At 72.3% G+C, this 4,345-nt stretch carries 4 protein-coding genes and 1 pseudogene; 4 read left to right on the plus strand and 1 reads right to left on the minus strand.

Annotation, left to right across the window (positions count from 1 at the left end):
- A partial coding sequence (locus AN216_RS03875; protein ID WP_139140848.1) for a helix-turn-helix transcriptional regulator occupies positions 1-393 on the plus strand: 393 nt, incomplete at its 5' end.
- Between the two features lie 216 nt (positions 394-609).
- Positions 610-1,194, plus strand: a pseudogene (locus AN216_RS03880) (dioxygenase family protein); the annotation flags it as partial.
- Positions 1,195-1,378: 184 nt separating this feature from the next.
- Here the strand turns inward: AN216_RS03880 and AN216_RS03885 are convergent.
- Entirely contained in the window at positions 1,379-2,026 is a 648-nt protein-coding gene (locus tag AN216_RS03885; RefSeq protein WP_070195171.1) for a TetR family transcriptional regulator, read from the minus strand.
- Between the two features lie 193 nt (positions 2,027-2,219).
- Here AN216_RS03885 and AN216_RS03890 point away from each other — a divergent pair, with 193 nt between their 5' ends.
- Both AN216_RS03890 and AN216_RS03895 read left to right on the plus strand, forming a co-directional pair.
- On the plus strand, positions 2,220-3,005 hold the full coding sequence (locus AN216_RS03890) for a VOC family protein (protein WP_338059227.1): 786 nt from the start codon (positions 2,220-2,222) through the stop codon (positions 3,003-3,005).
- A 197-nt stretch (positions 3,006-3,202) separates the two neighbouring features.
- On the plus strand, positions 3,203-4,345 hold a 1,143-nt coding region (locus AN216_RS03895), incomplete at its 3' end, for a serine/threonine-protein kinase (RefSeq protein ID WP_420855685.1).

Genomic DNA, 4,345 nt, shown 5'->3' on the forward strand with positions numbered 1-4,345 from the left:
GGCCCGGCGCAGGTCGGCCCGTCCCCGGCGGTGGCCGCCCTGTCCCGGCGCTTCGCCGAGCTGCTCGCCCGGGAGGGCCCGGGCGCCGGGCACTCCGTGCGCGAACTGGCCGGCGTCCTGGGGGTGTCGGTCAGCTACCTCAGCGAGGCCGTCAAGTCCGCCACCGGCCGGACGCCGGCCCAACTCGTACGGGACGCCCAGGTGCTGGAGGCGAAACGGCTGCTGTCCGGCACGGACCTGACCGTGCAGCGGGTGGCCCGGGACGCCGGGTTCGCCGACGCCGCGTACTTCTGCCGCTTCTTCCGCCGGGAAACGGGCCTGTCCCCCGGGGAGTTCCGGCGGGCCGTCGTACGGAATCACCACGCACCCCGCAGTCTGTCCATCGACGCCTGAGCCGCCCGCTCCGTAGCTTTGCCTGCGCGTGCCTCGTGACACGCGCCAGCGTCCGGCCGGCCGCTCCCGTACTCCCCCGACCCGAAGGAGAGCACTGTGGAAGGCGACAACGGCGAGACAGTCGGGCGTCCCGCACCCGACGGGCGTCTCGGGCCCGACGAGCCCGCGAACCAGGCGGCCAGGACCGCGCGCGGCGGCGCGGTCAGCCGCAAGAACGTGCTGCGGGCCGCGGTGGCGGCCGGACCGGCCGCGGTACTGCTCGGCACGGTGCCCGCCCTCGCCCGGGACCAGTCCGCGCAGGACGGCCCGCTGACCCCCACGCCGTCCTGCGACGACGGTGACGATCCGACTCCGCCGCAGACCGAGGGGCCGTACTTCACCCCCGGCTCACCGGAGCGCGACTCCCTGCTCGAGCCCGGCTCGCCGGGCACCCGACTGACCGTGTCCGGCTACGTCTTCGGGTTGACCTGTGAGCCGCTGGCGGAGGTCCTGCTGGACTTCTGGCAGGCGGACCCGCGGGGCGCGTACGACAACGTGGGCTACGGCTACCGGGGGCACCAGTACACCGACGGCGGCGGGGCGTTCCGGCTGACCACCCACGTGCCGGGGCTCTACCCGGGGCGTACCCGACACATCCACGTCAAGGTGCAGGCCCCCGGGCAGCCGGTGTTGACCACGCAGCTGTACTTCCCCGGCGAGCCGCGGAACGGCACGGACGCGATCTTCGACCCGGCACTGCTGATGGACGTACGGGACGCGGACGGGGGCCAGGAGGGCTCGTTCGACTTCGTGCTGGAGGTCTGACTTCCGGTACGCCCGAACCCGACGGGGCACGGCCCGCCCAAGCACGGGTCCGGGCGGCGTGGACAGGAGCGCCGCCCGGACCCGTACACCCGTCGCGCACCGGCCGTACCCGCCCCGTACGCGGTGGCGAGGCGCCGCGCGCCCGGGGACGGACCGCCGTCACTCGGACCGCCGCTCCTACCTACTTGGGCGGCTTCCTGCCGGTCACGCCGAGATGCACCAACATCGCCAGGTTGGGCCTCAGTTCGTTCTGCTTCACGCCCCAGGTCTGGAACGCCTTCTGGTGACTGGCCACCGCGGAGAGCATGGTCACCAGGGAGCCGGCCACCGCGGCCGGGTTGACCGACTCGTCCACCCGGCCCTTGGCCTGGAGGTCCCGGATGGCGTCCGCGAGGGAACCGGTGACGGCGTTCAGGACCTTCATACGGATCTTGTAGAACCGTTTGTCCCCCTCCGCGGCGCCCAGATCGATCACTCGCAGAATGGCGTCGTTCCTGCGCCAGAAGGTGAGGAAACCTTCCACCAAGTCCTCGGCGTTCTGCCGGCCCGTCTTGCCGGACCATGATCGATCCGCCACCAGCTCGGAGAGGTTCGCCCCCTCCGCCGCGATGGCGTCGGCGATCTCCAGCACGGCGCCCTCGACGTCCGGGAAGTACTGGTAGAAGGTCGCGGGGGACGTGCCCGCCTTGCGCGCGACGTCGATGACCTTGACATCGCGGTACGGCGAGGAGTTGAGCATGTCGCTGAGGCAGCCGAGCAGCTTCTGACGCGTCTCCTGCCCACGGCGCCCGGCTACGCGGCCGTCGACGGTTCGCACCTGTCCTGTCATGTCGTCAGCTTACCGACGGGTGTTCCGCACGCGATTCGGCGGATGCAATCGGGTGCGCGACCTTTGGGCGTAATGCGGTGACCAGGGAGGGGCGGCCAGCCCTCCCACCCCGGTGCGGTGACTCGGTCGCCATTGTCGGTGCCGGCGGATAGCGTGCCCGTATTCGTCCCACTACCTACCAGCGGAGGCAGGCATGATGACTGGATTCGCCGAGGGCACACCCTGCTGGGTGGTCGGCATGCTGCCCGATCTCGCCGCTGGTCGGCGGTTCTACGGCGAGCTGATGGGTTGGGGCTTCAGTGAGCCCGACCCGGAGCGGGACGCGTACACGGTGGCGTTGTCGGACGGTCGGGCCGCCGCGGGCATGCTCGCCAAGCCGGACGGGCGGACGCCGACGGACTGGGTGCAGCACCTGGCGACGTCGGACGCGAAGGCCGCGGTGGAGCGGGTCCGGGCGGCTGGCGGCCAGGTCATGATGGACCCTTTCGAGTTGGGCGGGACCGGCGTGACCGCGGTGGTGGCGGACCCGGGCGGCGCGGTCTTCCAGCTGTGGCAGGCCGGCAGCCACCGGGGCTTCCAGACCGGTCCGGAGGAGCCGGGCGGATACGCCTGGGCCGAGGTGCACACCCGGGAGGTGTCCGCCGTGGACGCCTTCTACCAGCGGGTGTTCGGCTTCGGCTCGGAGGACGAACCAGACGGTCAGGACCCGGAGTTCCGTATCTGGGTGCCGCGCGGCGAGCGGATCGACGAGGAGCACGCCGTGCTGGGTCGGGCGGTGATCGGCGCGGAGGAGCCGGCCGAGCTGCCGGCGCACTTCCTGACGTACTTCCGGGTGCGGGACTGTGCCGAGGCGTCGCGTACGACCGTGCGGCTGGGCGGGCGGGTCATGCTGCCGCCGACGGACACCCCGTACCTCCGGTACGCGATCCTGGCGGACGACCAGGGCGCGCGCTTCGCCGTACTGACCGATAATGAGTAGCTTTAGGGGCGGTGCGCCGGTTTTCCCCTGATTCATTACCGCCGATACGTGTGAATGTGACACCTCGGACAACCCCCGGGTTCGCAACCTGCGGCCTCGCCAGGAAGAATCGGGCTCCGGGCCACGGGCCGCCGGCCGACAGTGAGAAGCTGCGGGGGCGGCCAAACGTGAAGGCCCTACGGGGAGGTGGCAAGTAAGTGGTGGAGCAGCTGACGCAGCACGATCCTCGGCGGATCGGGCCGTTCGAGGTGCTCGGCCGTCTCGGCGCCGGTGGCATGGGCCTCGTTTACCTGGCACGTTCGGCCTCCGGTCGGCGGGTGGCGATCAAGACCGTGCGCACCGAACTCGCCGAGGACCAGCTGTTCCGGGTGCGCTTCACCCGGGAGGTCGAGGCCGCGCGAGCGGTCAGCGGCTTCTACACCGCGGCGGTGGTCGACGCCGACCCGCGGGCCGCCGTGCCCTGGCTGGCGACCGCGTACGTCCCCGCGCCCTCCCTGGAGGAGATCGTCACCGAGTGCGGCCCGCTGCCCACCCAGGCGGTGCGTTGGCTGGCGGCCGGCATCGCCGAGGCGCTGGAGTCCATCCACGGTGCGGGACTCGTGCACCGGGACCTCAAGCCCTCGAACGTCCTGGTGGTGGAGGACGGCCCGCGGGTCATCGACTTCGGCATCGCCTCCGGGGTGTCCAACACCCGGCTCACGATGACGAACGTCGCCGTCGGCACTCCCGCCTACATGTCGCCCGAGCAGGCCCGCGACTCGCGTAGCGTCACCGGCGCCAGCGACGTCTTCTCGCTGGCCTCCACGCTGGTGTTCAGCGCCACCGGCCATGCGCCGTTCCATGGTGCGAATCCGGTGGAGACGGTGTTCATGCTGCTGCGTGAGGGGCCCAACCTGGAGGGGCTCCCGCACGAGCTGCACGGGCTCATCGAGTCCTGTATGCGGATGACCGCCGAGGAGCGCCCGAGTCCGGCCGACCTGCAGCGGCAGTTGGCTCCGCACCTGTTCGCGGCCGGCGACGACAGCGGCACGGCCTCCGCCTGGTTGCCTCCCGGCGCGGTGGCGCTCGTGGAGAGCAAGCGCTCCCGTACGCCACGTGCCGCGGGCTCGCCGTCCCCCGCGGTTCCGGAGTCCGTGGCGGCCGCCCCGTCCGGGGAGGCGCGCCCGGGGCCTGACGGCGGAGCCGGTCCGAACCTCGCCGAGGTGCCGCCGGCACCGGACGGCGGCGGCGCCTCCTCCGTACCAGTCTCCGCCTACCCGTCCCCGCCGGCCGTACCGCCGGCATCGGCCGATCCGCAACCCGTGCGGCCCGCGCCGGATCCGCCGGTCCACCCCCCGGCC

The organism is Streptomyces oceani (genome assembly GCF_001751245.1).
In the GTDB taxonomy this organism is placed as follows: Bacteria; Actinomycetota; Actinomycetes; order Streptomycetales; family Streptomycetaceae; genus Streptomyces; species Streptomyces oceani.